Source organism: Bradyrhizobium sp. 187 (assembly GCF_023101005.1).
GTDB lineage: Bacteria > Pseudomonadota > Alphaproteobacteria > Rhizobiales > Xanthobacteraceae > Bradyrhizobium > Bradyrhizobium canariense_D.
Genome location: NZ_CP064693.1, coordinates 6527989 through 6542117 on the forward strand (window position 1 = coordinate 6527989; position 14129 = coordinate 6542117).

The 14129-nt window shown below is 61.0% G+C and carries 11 protein-coding genes and 1 pseudogene; 6 read left to right on the plus strand and 6 right to left on the minus strand.

Features of this window, described 5'->3' with window-relative positions:
• Nucleotides 1-116: 116 nt before the first annotated feature.
• The 3 genes from IVB19_RS31535 to IVB19_RS31545 all read right to left on the minus strand — a co-directional run bounded on the left by IVB19_RS31535 (nt 117) and on the right by IVB19_RS31545 (nt 3499).
• A complete protein-coding gene (locus IVB19_RS31535) occupies nt 117-1007 on the minus strand; it encodes a LysR family transcriptional regulator (protein WP_247820667.1) in 891 nt (296 codons plus the stop codon).
• 360 nt (nt 1008-1367) lie between these two features.
• Nucleotides 1368-2345: an NAD(P)H-dependent flavin oxidoreductase gene (locus IVB19_RS31540; protein WP_247820668.1), complete on the minus strand. Its 978-nt coding sequence runs from the start codon at nt 2343-2345 to the stop codon at nt 1368-1370.
• Between the two features lie 182 nt (nt 2346-2527).
• Nucleotides 2528-3499 carry a LysR family transcriptional regulator gene (locus tag IVB19_RS31545; protein WP_247820669.1) on the minus strand — a complete coding sequence of 324 codons (972 nt, stop codon included), beginning with the start codon at nt 3497-3499 and terminating at the stop codon, nt 2528-2530.
• A 541-nt stretch (nt 3500-4040) separates the two neighbouring features.
• Between IVB19_RS31545 and IVB19_RS31550 the strand changes: the two genes are divergently transcribed.
• The 6 genes and pseudogenes from IVB19_RS31550 (at nt 4041) to IVB19_RS31575 (ending at nt 9455) form a co-directional block, all read left to right on the plus strand.
• A complete protein-coding gene (locus IVB19_RS31550) occupies nt 4041-5219 on the plus strand; it encodes an acetyl-CoA C-acetyltransferase (protein WP_247820670.1) in 1179 nt (392 codons plus the stop codon).
• 84 nt (nt 5220-5303) lie between these two features.
• Nucleotides 5304-5642, plus strand: a pseudogene (locus IVB19_RS31555) (SDR family oxidoreductase); the annotation flags it as partial.
• 84 nt (nt 5643-5726) lie between these two features.
• Nucleotides 5727-6854: a Re/Si-specific NAD(P)(+) transhydrogenase subunit alpha gene (locus IVB19_RS31560; RefSeq protein ID WP_247820671.1), complete on the plus strand. Its 1128-nt coding sequence runs from the start codon at nt 5727-5729 to the stop codon at nt 6852-6854.
• Between the two features lie 11 nt (nt 6855-6865).
• Entirely contained in the window at nt 6866-7183 is a 318-nt protein-coding gene (locus IVB19_RS31565; RefSeq protein WP_247820672.1) for a proton-translocating transhydrogenase family protein, read from the plus strand.
• 39 nt (nt 7184-7222) lie between these two features.
• Nucleotides 7223-8620: an NAD(P)(+) transhydrogenase (Re/Si-specific) subunit beta gene (locus IVB19_RS31570; RefSeq protein ID WP_247820673.1), complete on the plus strand. Its 1398-nt coding sequence runs from the start codon at nt 7223-7225 to the stop codon at nt 8618-8620.
• A gap of 49 nt (nt 8621-8669) precedes the next feature.
• Nucleotides 8670-9455 (plus strand): response regulator, encoded by a 786-nt coding sequence (locus IVB19_RS31575; protein ID WP_247820674.1) that lies wholly within the window; start codon nt 8670-8672, stop codon nt 9453-9455.
• Between the two features lie 489 nt (nt 9456-9944).
• Here the strand turns inward: IVB19_RS31575 and IVB19_RS31580 are convergent, their stop codons facing one another.
• From IVB19_RS31580 to IVB19_RS31590, 3 genes are all read right to left on the minus strand, one after another.
• The gene (locus tag IVB19_RS31580; protein WP_247820675.1) at nt 9945-11444 is read right to left on the minus strand and encodes a CoA-acylating methylmalonate-semialdehyde dehydrogenase; all 1500 of its coding nucleotides are present in this window, start codon (nt 11442-11444) and stop codon (nt 9945-9947) included.
• Between the two features lie 303 nt (nt 11445-11747).
• Nucleotides 11748-13358, minus strand: a complete 1611-nt coding sequence (locus IVB19_RS31585; protein WP_247820676.1) for a sodium:solute symporter family transporter — start codon at nt 13356-13358, stop codon at nt 11748-11750.
• A 24-nt stretch (nt 13359-13382) separates the two neighbouring features.
• The gene (locus IVB19_RS31590; protein WP_247820677.1) at nt 13383-13637 is read right to left on the minus strand and encodes a hypothetical protein; all 255 of its coding nucleotides are present in this window, start codon (nt 13635-13637) and stop codon (nt 13383-13385) included.
• Nucleotides 13638-14129: the final 492 nt, after the last annotated feature.

The window sequence follows — 14129 nt, forward strand, 5'->3', positions numbered from 1 at the left end:
CCCTGCTTCGTCAGCGCACGGCTGACCGTCGTCTCGGGCCCTGGCAGAAATGACCAGAATGGAAAGCGCCTGGACGACCGCCATTTTCAGAACTTGACGCTCTCGCAACGACCGGACTACTCCGCAGCCGCCGCATGCAACTCGGGGGCCGGCCGCACAATCTGAAGAAAGGCAGAGAGTGCACTGGAGACGTAGGCGTCTGTGCGCCGAATGAACACGGTCTGCACTTCAGAAAACTCGGACTCCAATTCATGCACTGCGACTTGGCCGTCCCGCCATGCCGCAACAACCACTCCCTTGGGCAGCAGTGTAATTCCAACACCCGCCGCCACACAGCCGAGGATGGCATCGATCGAACCGAATTCCAAAGGCTGCGCAACAAGTATTCCCACCTTGTTCAGCAGATTCTCGAGCCTTATCCGATAGGAGCAACCGACACGGAAGACAATTGTTTTCAGTTCGTTGATCGAGGAAAGCTCTTCGATGCTTCGAATTGAGCGAGGCGTTACCAAGACGAGTTCTTCCCGAAAAAGGCACTCCTGTTGCAGATCTGGATGATCCACCGGCCCCGCAACAAACGCACCCTCCAGTCTGCACTCGACAACGTCTTCGATGAGGCTGCAGGTCGTCCCGGTCGTCACCACTGGACGAACCTTTGGGTAAGCTTTCGTGAAGCTCGCAAGCACAGACGGAAGCCGAATCGCCGCGGTCGTTTCAAGGGTGCCGAGTTCAAGGACGCCACCCGGGGTCCCATCATCCCTTGCGGCCGCCTTGGCATCGCTGAGGAGCTTGGTTATGCGTGCCGAAAAGGGGAGCATGCGGCGCCCGGCCGGCGTGACCTTCACGCCGCGTGCATGCCGCTGGAATAGCTGAATACCGAGCTCAAGCTCCAACGCTCTTACGCGCGCAGTGACATTGGATTGGACAGTGTTCAGCTCAGCCGCAGCTCGGTTCATACTGCCGTGCCGAGCAACTGCCTCAAAGACCCTTAGATCGGTTGCGTCCATAACAAGCCCTATCTCCTGAAGCGAACGGTTCGGCATCAACACGCTTGGTCGAGTGATTATCTTGATCCAAGCTACCCGTTTTACAAGGCCGAATCCGAGCGGCTTATGCCTGTTTTCGAACACAAGGACGGATTGCAGCGAGCTATCACTCAAAGTAATACCGATATCTCAAACACAGATATCGACACGATGACCTCGGGTGTCGTCGAAGCCCCCTCCTAAGGATTCGTCGTCCATCAGATTGGAAGCGGTTGGGCGCAGATCGCAACGTTGCCGACCCGGCAACAAACGAGTGCACCGCGAAGGGGATCCTAACGGCTTCGCTGTGTCGGAGGGGGCGCGTCAGCCCACTCCGTTCGGTCACTCCAACGAAGCGCGGTCATACTTGGCGAGCCTCACTTTGGCCTCGGCAACGACACGGCGCACGACGTCACCTGCCGCGGGCAGATCATGAATCATGCCGATTGACTCCCCGACCGTCACATTCGCCACGTCGAAGTCGCCGACGCGCGACGCCGCCTCCACCCTTTCCAGTTCGTCGGCCTGTAGAGCCCTTAGCCTCTCTTCGTGGCCATGCCACTTTTCGATGAACTCATTCTTCAGCAGCCGCCCAGTGTATCCTTCCGGCCAAATTCTCTGCCTTACGATATCGTACACGCTGGTTCGTATCGTCTCGTCGCCCGAAGCTGCCACCACCTTAGCTTTGGCACTTGGATGGATAAGGGCCTCCTTTGTCGCCCAAAAGCGGCTGCCCATGAGAGCACCTTCAGCGCCGAGCATCAAAGCCGCAGCAAGACCTCGCCCGTCGGCGATCCCGCCCGCGGCAACAACGACCACGTCAGGTGCGTAGTTGCTCAGAGCGTCTACCACCGTCGGGACGAACGGCAGTGTCGATCGGGCTGTTTGGCCGTGGCCGCCCGCCTCCGTGCCCTGCGCTACGACGACATCGGCTCCGACATCGGCGGCTCGCCGTGCTTGGTCGACCGTATGGACTTGGCAAATGAGGGGCACCCGGGCTTGTTTGATGCGCTTTGCAAATGGTGCCGGATCAGCAAAGGATAACATGATCGCGCGCGGATGACGCTCTATTGCAAAGTCGAGCAATTCCGGCTGTTTTGCGACCGACCAAGTGATGAAACCGCATCCCACATCGTTGCGCGTGATTTTCGCTGACTCCGTCTCGAACCAGGCGCGGTCGCCATATCCGCCGCCAAGCAAGCCGAGCCCGCCGGCGGCCGCAACCGCGGTGGACAGGTCTGCGCCCGCGGCAGGCGTCATCGGTGCAAGGATGATTGGGTGCTCAATATTAAACAGCTTCGTCAACCGCGTCCTGATCATCGTCCTACCCTTTCCACGTTAGGCCACTAAGCTCCGGCGCTCTCTGCCAAGTGGCTTCTTGTCCACCGCGATGCTCCGTAGGAGTAACAAGCACTTCCTCTTCGAAGGTTCGGCATTTGATTAACCGCCCGACATTCCGACGATGGCCCGACTATTTCGTAGACACCCAACGCCGCCAATACTCACTGGTCGGAAGACACTCTTTCGCGGCACGTACGAATGTCGGCTTTTTGAACCACGGCATCGGTCGAGAGGCGGGAGAATTGCGCTTTGAGACGAGGCACCGCAAAATCGACGAAAGCCCGCACTTTGGGAACGGCAAGGCGTCCCTGTGGGGAAATCAGATGCAGAGGGATCGCGGAAGCGTCGTCCTGCCTGAGAAGGACTTGTAGCCTGTTTTGCGAGAGTTGCTCCGCAATGTGATAGGAAAAGAGCCGGGTGATCCCTCGCCCCTCGACGGCCGGGGCAATGGCGCCACGAACACTATTCACTACGAAGCGTGGCGTGAAATGAACCGATCGCGGTATCGACGATCCTTTCGCCGGTGGAAAGGTCCACGAATCAATTCCGAAGTGGGTCATTGCGATGATCTTGTGCTTTACAAGATCAGCGACCTCTTCGATTTTCGGATGCGCCGACAAATAGCGGGGCGATGCCGCTATGACACGCCTGACCGCTCCCAACCGGATCGCGACGAGCGTGGAATCTGTCAAGTTGCCAATTCGCAAGGCGATATCCATGCCTTCATCGATAAGTTTCACCGGTCGATCCAGCAAAAACAGCCTGACAGAGACGGTTGGATAGGCGTCCATGAACTCGTCCAATACCGGGCGCAAGATATCTTCGCCCGCCGCGACTGGAGCTGTTATGGTCAACGTGCCACTCGGGGTCGATCGTTCACTTGCCGCGACGAGATCAGCCTCCTCAAGATCTGCAATGACGCGGCGACACACAAGCGCATAACGTTCCCCCGCGTCGCTTAGCTTGAATGACCTCGTCGTGCGGTGAAGAAGGGTAACGCCTACATGCGCCTCAAGAGACGCAAGCGCCCGGCTTATCGCAGCAGGTGATCGCCCCAGCTTGCGTCCCGCTTTCCTTAAGCCTCCCTCATCGAGGGCGACGACGAAGATCTTCATGGCGTCGATACGGTCCACTTACCCACCACTTGACACTTGATGTCAGTCAACGCCTCGATGTGCGAACAGCATATGCGCAGCCCGACAAGTCCCGGCAGATCGCGAACTGTTTCCTACACTAGATTATGCGTCGCCGATCGTACGACGATGTTGATTGAGGCTAGGCAGCCGCTGGCGTCACCATCAAACGCTTTTTCAAGATAGCCTTATCTTTTTTGGAGATTGGCAGACGGCGTGCCTAGGATTCCCTGGCGCTACCGATGACTTCGCATGGCCCGTCAATGCTATTCATCGCCGCTGGTCGATCAACCTTAGATCTTCGTCGCCAGCCTTATCGGTGCGACAGATACCGCGTTCGGTTCAAATCGCTTCGCTTGGACACACCAAGTTCATAGGCTCACTTTGGAAGCTACCCTTGGGTGTCAACGTCGGAAATTCAGGGAGCGCACGATTCTATCCGATAGGGCCCGCGCCCGGGCGTTGCGGAAAAGAGAAATCGAACTAGACGGCTACGCAAGCGAGCCGCCCTACATAATCGCATTCAACGGAGGAAACCTCGATGTCAGACGATGTCGTCATCGTCAGCGCCGCCCGCACCCCGGTCGGAAGCTTCAACGGAGCGTTCGCGACCCTTCCCGCCCACGATCTCGGCGCGATCGCCATCAAGGCTGCGCTGGAGCGCGGTGGCATCGAACCCGGCCGGGTTTCGGAAGTCATCATGGGCCAGATCCTGACCGCCGCTCAGGGCCAGAACCCGGCCCGCCAGGCCTCGATCGCTGCCGGCATTCCGGTGGAGAGCCCGGCCTGGGGCGTGAACATGCTTTGCGGCTCGGGCCTGCGCACGGTGGCGCTCGGCTATCAGGCGCTGCTCAACGGCGATTCCGAGATCGTGGTCGCCGGCGGCCAGGAATCCATGAGCATGGCTCCGCACGCCCAGTATCTGCGCGGCGGCGTCAAGATGGGCGCGGTCGAGTTCATCGACACCATGATCAAGGACGGCCTGTGGGACGCCTTCAACGGCTATCACATGGGCAACACCGCCGAGAACGTTGCGCGGCAGTGGCAGATCACCCGCGCCCAGCAGGACGAGTTCGCGGTCGCCTCGCAGCAGAAGGCCGAGGCCGCGCAGAAGGCCGGCAAGTTCAACGACGAGATCGTCCCCGTCACCATCAAGGGCCGCAAGGGCGATGTCGTCGTCAGCGCCGACGAATATCCGCGCCATGGCGCCACGGTCGACGCGATGGCGAAGCTCCGTCCCGCTTTCGAGAAGGACGGCACGGTCACCGCGGGTTCGGCCTCCGGCATCAATGACGGCGCCGCCGCCGTGGTGCTGATGACGGCCAAGCAGGCCGCCAAGGAAGGCAAGACGCCGCTCGCGCGCATCGTGTCCTGGGCGCAGGCGGGCGTCGATCCGAAGGTCATGGGCTCGGGCCCGATCCCGGCCTCGCGCGCCGCGCTGAAGAAGGCCGGCTGGAACGTCGGCGATCTCGACCTGATCGAGGCCAACGAAGCCTTCGCGGCGCAGGCCTGTGCCGTCAACAAGGACCTCGGCTGGGATACCTCCAAGGTCAACGTCAACGGCGGCGCGATCGCGATCGGACATCCCGTCGGTGCTTCCGGCGCGCGCGTGCTGGTGACGCTGCTGCACGAAATGCAGAAGCGCGATTCGAAGAAGGGCCTCGCCACGCTGTGCATCGGCGGCGGCATGGGTATCGCGATGTGTCTGGCGCGCGACTGAACCTGGTCAACGGGAGGACGCGAGATGATACGTGTGGCATTGATAACGGGCGGAACACGCCGCATCGGAGTTGCGATCAGCAAGATTTCGATCTCCTCGATCAACCGCCAGAAGGGACAATTCGGCCAGGTCAACTATTCGGCGGCCAGGGCGGACGACATCGGCTTCACCAAGGCGCCCGCGCCAGAGAATGCCAAGGGCGGCATCAAGGTCAACGTGATCTGTCCGGGCTATATCAACACCGAAATGGTGCAGGCGGTGCCGAACGACGTGCTGGAAAAGGCCGTGATCCCGCAGGTCCCGGTCAACCGCCTCGGCGAGCCCGAAGAGATCGCGCGCGGTGTCGTGTTCCTTGCCTCCAAAGACGCCGGCTTCATCACTGGCTCGACGCTGACTATCAATGGCGGCCAGCATCCGATTTGAGCGTGCGGTCGCTCGCGTACGATGCGTAACGTTCAAATTTGAATGCTTGCGCCCCGATACATCATTTAAATCGACGGGTTGAATATGAAGATCGCCGTTACCAAGGAAATCGATCCGTCGGAGCCGCGGGTGGCCGCTTCGCCTGATACGGTGAAGAAGTTCAAGGCGCTGGGCGCCGAGATCGCCGTCGAGCCGGGCGCCGGCCTCAAATCGGGCCTGCCGGATTCCGAATTCACCGCGGCGGGCGCCACCGTCAGCGCCGATGCGCTGAAGGACGCCGACATCATCATCAAGGTGAAGCGCCCCGAGGCCTCCGAGCTCGCGCAGTACAAGCGCGGCGCGCTCGTCGTCGCCATCATGGATCCCTACGGCAACGAGGCCGCGCTGAAGACGATCGCCGATGCCGGCGTTTCCGCCTTCGCGATGGAGCTGATGCCGCGCATCACGCGCGCGCAGGTGATGGACGTGCTGTCGTCGCAGGCGAACCTCGCCGGCTACCGCGCCGTGATCGAGGGCGCCGAGGCCTTCGGCCGCGCCTTCCCGATGATGATGACCGCGGCGGGCACCATTCCGGCCGCCAAGGTGTTCGTGATGGGCGTCGGCGTCGCCGGCCTCCAGGCGATCGCGACCGCGCGCCGGCTCGGCGCCATCGTCACCGCGACCGATGTGCGGCCCGCGACCAAGGAGCAGGTCGAATCGCTCGGCGCGAAATTCCTCGCCGTCGAGGACGAGGAATTCAAGAACGCGCAGACCGCCGGCGGCTACGCCAAGGAAATGTCGAAAGAGTATCAGGCCAAGCAGGCCGCGCTGACCGCCGAGCACATCAAGAAGCAGGACATCGTGATCACCACGGCGCTGATTCCGGGCCGGCCGGCGCCGAAGCTCGTCTCGGCCGACATGGTCAAGTCGATGAAGCCGGGTTCGGTGCTGGTCGATCTCGCCGTCGAGCGCGGCGGCAATGTCGAGGGTGCAAGGCCGGGCGAGGTCGCCGACGTCGATGGCATCAAGATCGTCGGCTACACCAATGTCGCCGGCCGCGTCGCGGCCTCGGCCTCCAGCCTCTATGCGCGCAATTTGTTCAACTTCATCGAAACGATGTTCGACAAGACCAACAAGGCGCTGGCCGTGAATTGGGACGACGAACTCGTGAAGGCGACCGCGCTCACCAGGGACGGCGCCGTGATTCACCCGAATTTCCAGCCGAAAGCGTAAGGAGAGCCGCCATGGAGCATGTTGCACAGGTCGTTGACCCCTTCGTCTTCCGGCTGTCGATTTTCGTTCTCGCCGTCTTCGTCGGCTATTTCGTGGTGTGGTCGGTGACCCCGGCGCTGCATACGCCGCTGATGAGCGTGACCAACGCGATCTCCTCGGTGATCGTGGTCGGTGCGCTGCTGGCGGCCGGCGTTGCCAATGTCTCGAGCGGCTCGGGCTGGGCACGGGCTTTCGGCTTCGTCGCACTGATTTTTGCGTGCATCAATATCTTCGGGGGCTTCCTTGTCACCCAGCGCATGCTGGCGATGTACAAGAAGAAGTCGAAGTAAGCGGCCACCTCGGGCTGAAGGGATCAATGGGGACCTGAGATGAGCGCTAACCTCTCTGCATTTTTGTATCTCGTGGCGGGAGTGCTGTTCATCCTGTCGCTGCGCGGGCTGTCGAGCCCGGCTTCGTCGCGCCAGGGCAATTTGTTCGGCATGATCGGCATGGGGATCGCGGTCGCAACCACGCTCGCCAGCCATCCGCCGGCCGATGGCCTCGCCTGGGTGCTCGTCATCGTCGGTATCGCCATCGGCGGCGCGATCGGCGCGGTGATCGCTCGTCGCGTGCCGATGACCTCGATGCCGGAACTGGTCGCGGCCTTCCATTCGCTGGTCGGCATGGCCGCGGTTCTGGTCGCCGCCGGTGCGTTTTACGCGCCCGAGGCCTTCGACATCGGCACCCCCGGCAACATCCATCCCCAGAGCCTGGTCGAGATGTCGCTCGGCGTCGCCATCGGCGCGCTGACCTTCACCGGCTCGGTGATCGCGTTCCTGAAGCTGTCCGCGCGCATGAGCGGTGCGCCGATCATCCTGCCGTTCCGCCACATCATCAACATTGCGCTCGCGATCGCGCTCGTCGTCTTCATCGTCGGGCTGGTCATGACGGGCAGCGCGCTCGACTTCTGGCTGATCGTCATCATCGCGCTGGCGCTCGGCGTCCTCATGATCATCCCGATCGGCGGCGCCGACATGCCGGTCGTGATTTCGATGCTTAACTCGTACTCGGGCTGGGCCGCGGCCGGCATCGGCTTCACCCTCGGCAATTCCGCGCTGATCATCACCGGCGCGCTGGTGGGATCAAGCGGCGCGATCCTGTCCTACATCATGTGCCACGCGATGAACCGCTCCTTCATCTCGGTCATTCTCGGCGGCTTCGGCGGCGAGACCGCGGCGGCCGGCGGTGGCGGCGGCGAGCAGAAGCCGGCCAAGCTCGGCTCGGCCGACGACGCGGCCTTCATCATGAAGAACGCTCAGAAGGTCATCATCGTGCCCGGCTACGGCATGGCGGTGGCGCAGGCCCAGCATGCGCTGCGCGAAATGGGCGACATCCTGAAGAAGGAAGGCGTCGAGGTGAAGTACGCCATTCACCCGGTCGCGGGCCGCATGCCCGGCCACATGAACGTGCTGCTGGCCGAGGCCAACGTACCCTATGACGAGGTGTTCGAGCTCGAGGACATCAACTCCGAATTCGCCCAGGCCGACATCGCCTTCGTGATCGGCGCCAACGACGTCACCAACCCGGCGGCCGAAGAGGACAAGACCTCGGCGATCTACGGCATGCCGGTGCTCCAGGTCTGGAAGGCCGGCACCGTGATGTTCATCAAGCGCTCGCTCGCTTCCGGCTATGCCGGCATCGACAATCCGCTGTTCTATCGCGACAACACCATGATGCTGCTCGGCGACGCCAAGAAGGTCACCGAGAACATCGTCAAGGCGATGTAGAGGCGGCCGGCTCTGGACACGACCAAGCCATCTTGGAGACTGCGGATGGGTGTTCGGCAACACGGCTCAATCCGGCTGCCTGCGATCCGCAACAGCCCTACCGAACCTACCGCCAGTGATGGTGAATAAGCCGGGCAGCCTCGTCCTGCTGATCGAAGCTGAGCCCAAGATGCGGAGCCTCTTGCGGTCGGGCTTCACCGTCCATGGCTTTTCAGTCGTCGAAGCGGAGAACGCGGCCGATGGCCTAAAGATCGCAACATTCAATCCGCCTGACCTCGTGATTCTCGATCTCAGTTTGCCGGACCTACACGGCAGCGAGGCACTCGAGCGGCTGCGCTCCTGGTCCAACGTTCCGGTCATCGTTCTCTCCGCCGAATCCAACGAGGACGAGATGGTCCGCCTGCTGCGGTCGGGCGCCGACGACTATGTAGCGAAGCCATTCGGCATGGCCGGGCTTCTTGCCCGCGGCCAAACCGTGTTGCGTCGACAATTCAAGGGCGCGATCGAGAGCCCGGTGGTCGTGGTTGGGCCGCTCGCCGTCGATCTTGCCGGCCGGACGGCGTTGCTCGCCAACACCAGGATCAAGCTGACACGCAAGGAGTATCACTTGTTGCATATACTGGCGAAACATGTCGGGCTCGTGGTCACCCACGGTCAGCTGCTGAGGGAGATTTGGGCCGATAACCAGCGGCATAACATCCAGTATCTCCGAATATTGGTGCGCAAGCTCCGCCAGAAGATCGAACCTGACCCCAATCATCCGCGTCTGCTGATTACCAAATCGGGGATCGGCTATCGGCTCGAAAAAGGTCTAGAAACCAGCTCGACCAATTGACGAGCCCACAGTCCCCGAACCAGCTCACCCGGAACACATTCCGAATGGCCGCAAATGCAGGCAACAAGCAGTCGACCCATTGGCAATATCAGTCCTGTCCGTAGACGAGTAAGATGGCCTCAAGTTGCGAGCACATGGTGTGATGACCGACGAAATTGCCGGCGTGCCAGCACCACCAATGAGGGCTAAATTCTAGAAAAGGACATTTATAGTCGCCCACAAGGCCAGCGGAGTAGCCGGCTTCATAGATTTCATGGAAAGAGAACCATGTGTGCATGTGAGCGGACAGTTCACACCACCTTCCCAAAGCGCCGAACGCAGTGTGTTCGGCTGCTCGCTCAGTGAACTCTGATGATGCCGTAAGCCGGCGTACTTCGCGCAAGGCGATGGAGTAGCTGCATTCCTGGTCACGGCGGCCACGTTTTCACAATCGGCGGTTTCTTCAGGAGCCGGCCCGCTGCTGGGCGAGCAGCGGGCCGGCCGTTGCGATCATGACATTGTGGGCATCACGAACTCTGCGCCGGCGCGAATGCCGGTTGGCCAGCGGCTCGTGATCGTCTTCATCCGGGTATAGAAGCGGACGCCTTCCGGGCCGTGCATGTGGTGGTCGCCGAAGATCGACGCCTTCCATCCACCGAAGGAATGGAACGCCATCGGCACCGGGATCGGGACGTTGATGCCGACCATGCCGATCTTGATCTTGTGCGCAAACTCCCGCGCCGCATCGCCGTCGCGCGTGAAGATCGAGGTGCCGTTGCCGAATTCGTGCTCGTTGATCATGCGCGCGGCAGTGTCGTAGTCGGGCGCACGGGCGACGGACAGCACGGGGCCGAAGATCTCTTCCTTGTAGATCTTCATGCTCGGCGTGACGTGATCGAACAACGACCCGCCGACGAAGTAGCCGTCTTCGTAGCCCTGCATGTTGAAGCCGCGCCCGTCGACGAGCAGCTTGGCACCCTCTGCGACGCCAGCGTCGATATAGCCCCTGACCTTGTCCAAGTGCTGCTTCGTGACCAGCGGACCCATTTCCGCTTCTGGATCCGTGCCGGGTCCGATCTTGAGACCGCGGATCTTCGGCTCCAGCGCCGAGATCAGCCGGTTTGCGGTTGTTTCGCCCACCGGGACCGCAACCGAGATCGCCATGCAACGCTCACCGGCCGAGCCGAAGGCGGCGCCCATCAGGGCATCGACCGCCTGGTCCATGTCCGCGTCCGGCATGATGATCATGTGGTTCTTGGCACCGCCCAGCGCCTGGCAGCGCTTTCCGGTGCTGGCGGAGGTCTCGTAGATGTACTTTGCGATCGGCGTGGATCCCACGAAGCTGATCGCCGAGATATCGGGATGATGCAGCAGCGCGTCGACGGTCTCCTTGTCGCCATGAACCACCCCGAATACGCCGTCGGGCAGGCCCGCTTCCTTGAGCCATTCTGCCACGATCACGGACGCCGACGGATCGCGCTCGGAGGGCTTCAGGATGAAGGTGTTGCCGCAGGCAAGCGCCACCGGAAACATCCACATCGGCACCATGGCGGGGAAATTGAACGGGGTAATGCCGGCGACCACGCCGAGAGGCTGGCGCACCGAGTAGCTATCGACGCGCGTTCCGACGTTCTCGGTGATCTCGCCCTTCAACAGCTGCGGGGCGGCCGTCGCGAACTCGACCACCTCCATGCCGCGCTGAATCTCACCGACCGCGTCGGAGTGGACCTTTCCATGCTCGGCGACGATGACGTCTGCCAGCTGGCTGGTACGTTCCTCGAGGATTCTGAGGAAACGGTTGAGGATCCTCGCTCGTCGCAAGGGTGTTGTCGCCGCCCACCCCGCCGCAGCCTTCACGGCTGCCGCCACCGCATCCGCCACATCCGCGGCGTTCGCGATCGGCACCGATGCCGCTTGCTCACCGGTCGCAGGATTGAAGACGAACGATGACCGCTCGTTACGGCCAGACACGCGCTGGCCATTGATATAATGCTGAACTTGCCGAACCACGATGAACCTCCCTGGTACCCGAATGACCAATGTGAAGAGTTGGCGACCGACCTCGAACACCGGTTGCAGAACGTAAAGCTACGCCGGTCGCGCCGTTCCCGTCCAAGTTATCGGCAAACAACAGCCGCAGAGCCTCGACGAACGTCGCACTCGTCCTTGCGCCGCGTTCCGTCAGTCAGCCTACGAGCGCCATGCTCGCTCGTACTTTCCCCGCGACCTTATGTTTGCTTCTCGCCGTGAATGCGCCCCGAAATGCTCATGTTGTCGGGCGTCGACTTGTGCAGATCGGGATCGCGCATCGATCTACTCCACGTATCGCGCAATGGATGGCCCCGTTAGGCGCCAATCCCCCTCAGGTTCCGCCTTTGTGATCGATACCAGCCAACAGACAAGCAGCGTCAGTGGCAAGGTGACGAGCGCCGGGGAGTCGTACGGAAAAATCGCGGGACCAAGACCCAGCACCTTTGACCAGATCGTCGGGCCCATCGCCGTTAGAACAACCGATGAGATAAGCCCGAAGGTGCCACCGATGACCGCACCACGAGTCGTCAGGCCGTCCCAATAGATTGCCAGGATCAGCAAGGGGAAGTTGGCGCTGGCTGCGATCGCCGTCGCAAGCGCAAGGAGGTAAGCCACATTCTGACCCTCGCATGCCAGTCCGAGCAATATGCCGAGCACTCCCAATGCCACCGCGGAGATCCGCGACACTTGGAGCCGCGTGCGCTCAGTAAGTTGCCGTCCGGACAAACCGACGACGAGGTCGTTGGCAGCTGACGAAGCACCCGCTATGAGCAGTCCGGAGACGACTGCCAGGATCGTCGCGAACGCAACCGCAGAGATGAATCCCGCTAGGATACTTCCGCCAACGGCCCTCGCCAGATGGATGGGAGCCAGATTGTTTCCGCCAAAGAGTGCGCCGTTGGCACTGGCGTAGGTGGCATCGCCACGGAGGAGCGCGATACTGCCATATCCGATAAAAAACAGCATCACAAAGAACAGGCCGATCAGGCAGGTCGCGTAGAACACCGACAGACGGGCTGCGCGCTCGTCGCTAACCGTGAAGAAGCGCATTAGGATATGAGGCAGCCCGGCCGTACCGAACAGGACCCCGACGCCCAGCGACAGAGTCGCAACTCCGTCCTGGGCGAAACCACGAACGTCCATAATCCCGTGGCCGATCGGATGATTGCTCACCGCCGCCTTGAAGAGGTTCGACATATCAAATCCGAACCTAACCAGGACCAGCGCCGCGATCATGGAACTTCCACCAATCATCAGGACGGCCTTGATGATCTGTACCCATGTGGCGGCGCGCATGCCGCCGAGGGTCGAAAACACAATCATGAGCGCGCCGACCATGATGATCGCCGGCGTATAACCGATTCCGAACAGCAAGGAGATAAGCTCGCCAGCGCCGACCATTTGCGCGACGAGGTAGAAGCTCACGATTACGAGGGTAGACGAACCCGCCAGAATGCGAACCGGCCGCTCTCTCAATTTATGAGTCAGCACGTCTGCGAAGGAATACTTCCCAAGGCGACGCAGTGGCTCCGCAACGAGAAACAGCACAATGGGCCAACTGGCCAGATAGCTTGCGGCGAGGAACATTCCGTCCAGGCCGGAAGCATAAATTGCACCTGACAGACCGAGAAAGGCGCCGGCCGACATGTAATCGCCCGCAATGGCCAATCCATTCTGGCCTGACGAGATTGAGCTTCCTGCCGTAAGATATTCCGATGAACTGGTTGCGCGGCGCGCCGTCCAGAAGCTGATGAGCAGCGTAAGCACTGCGAAGACTACGAAGAACAAGATGGTCGAACCGTCAGCCTGGCGAGCTTGAGACTCCGACTGCGCCGAGTACGCCGATCCGCCAACACCGATGGTATATGCAATCGCGAGCAGGAGGCGGCTCATGCCATTCCGTGACATACGCATCACTCAATCTCCGTGCCGCATGAACACAAACAACCCGGTCAGGATAACGCTGACAGCCATGCAACTGGCCAACGCGATCATCGCTGGACTAAAGGTCGTTGAGGCAATGGCGGCAGGCTCCGGGTGCCGTGCGCTGTAGATCACGAAGGCCATCATCCCCAAATATGTGAGGATCATCGCGAGCATCAACTGGACGCGGAGCGTATCTGGCCTGTTGGTAGCAACGCGTAATGGACGCACTTCGGCGATTCTGTGCATATTTCCCACCCTGCTTTGAATTGTGTGCGTCGCATATTTTGCGATCGTGTCGGTTCAACGCTAGGCAACCGCTGGCGCCACCATCAAACGCATTTTCGAGATAGCCGTATCTTCTGTTGAGATTGGCGGACGGCAGATCTGGCATTTGCAGGCTCTATCGATCGCCCCGCACGGCTCCGCCAGAGCGATTCAGCACCACCGATTGACCGGTCGGGAGCTCTTGCCCCCGTCCTATCGACGCGACAGATACCACGTTCAGTTCAAATCGCTTCGCCTGCACATATCAAGTTCATAGGCTAGTTTTGGAAGCCGCGCACTGGAGGACATCTGGCGACGGCAAGTGGTGGATGCGCTCACGAACGACCCAAATGACGATCGACGTTTCCATCGAGAAGATGCTCCGTACTTGACCATGCGATGGCGGTAGCCACACGGCGATTCCGACGCAACATGGCATCGACGGCATCAACTCATAGGTTCTTCTCGGGAGAT

Bases quoted from the DNA above. Each gene is read 5' to 3' on its own strand.
- IVB19_RS31570 (WP_247820673.1), top strand. From the start codon at position 7,223: ATGAGCGCTAACCTCTCTGCATTTTTGTATCTCGTGGCGGGAGTGCTG.
- IVB19_RS31590 (WP_247820677.1), bottom strand. From the start codon at position 13,637: ATGCACAGAATCGCCGAAGTGCGTCCATTACGCGTTGCTACCAACAGG.
- IVB19_RS31550 (WP_247820670.1), top strand. From the start codon at position 4,041: ATGTCAGACGATGTCGTCATCGTCAGCGCCGCCCGCACCCCGGTCGGA.
- IVB19_RS31540 (WP_247820668.1), bottom strand. From the start codon at position 2,345: ATGATCAGGACGCGGTTGACGAAGCTGTTTAATATTGAGCACCCAATC.
- IVB19_RS31585 (WP_247820676.1), bottom strand. From the start codon at position 13,358: ATGAGCCGCCTCCTGCTCGCGATTGCATATACCATCGGTGTTGGCGGA.
- IVB19_RS31565 (WP_247820672.1), top strand. From the start codon at position 6,866: ATGGAGCATGTTGCACAGGTCGTTGACCCCTTCGTCTTCCGGCTGTCG.
- IVB19_RS31535 (WP_247820667.1), bottom strand. From the start codon at position 1,007: ATGGACGCAACCGATCTAAGGGTCTTTGAGGCAGTTGCTCGGCACGGC.
- IVB19_RS31560 (WP_247820671.1), top strand. From the start codon at position 5,727: ATGAAGATCGCCGTTACCAAGGAAATCGATCCGTCGGAGCCGCGGGTG.